We start from the raw sequence: 395 nt of genomic DNA, 5'->3' as shown, positions 1-395 counted from the left end.
GCCGGATCCCGCGCTGCGGGCTTCGTCGGCCAGGAATCGGTAGCCGAACTCCGGATCCTCGCGGTGAGCGTCGAACAGCGCGTTCGCGCGTGTGGCCTGCTCGAACTCGGCATCGGTCACTGGCCGTTCGAGCCAGCGGTAGTAGGGCTGTCTGGCGAGCTTCAGGACCCTGCACGTGACCGTGACGGGAATTCCGCCCGTGGCGAGCTCTTTCACGAGCGGGTAGATCCTTTTCCCGGTAGATGCGCCTGCGACAGGTAGGCCGCGGCCCGGCGCAGGACCTCGTTCTCCTGCTCCAGCAGCTTGATCCGCCGACGTGCTTCCCGTAGTTCCGCGTTGTCCTGGCTGGTCGTTCCGGGCTTTGTCCCGTCGTCGATGTCCGCGCGACGCATCCA

2 pseudogenes are annotated in these 395 nt (G+C 66.6%); both read right to left on the bottom strand.

Annotation, left to right across the window (positions count from 1 at the left end):
* Window positions 1-216 (bottom strand): annotated as a pseudogene (locus KVT44_RS55630) (IS3 family transposase); the annotation flags it as partial.
* A pseudogene (locus KVT44_RS55625) lies at window positions 213-395 on the bottom strand (hypothetical protein); the annotation flags it as partial. The pseudogenes KVT44_RS55625 and KVT44_RS55630, both read right to left, overlap by 4 nt.

This window comes from Streptomyces sp. GbtcB7, assembly GCF_019091445.1.
GTDB lineage: Bacteria > Actinomycetota > Actinomycetes > Streptomycetales > Streptomycetaceae > Streptomyces > Streptomyces mirabilis.
Note: the sequence above shows the minus strand (reverse complement) of the source record. Positions and strands in the feature narration are given on the sequence as shown.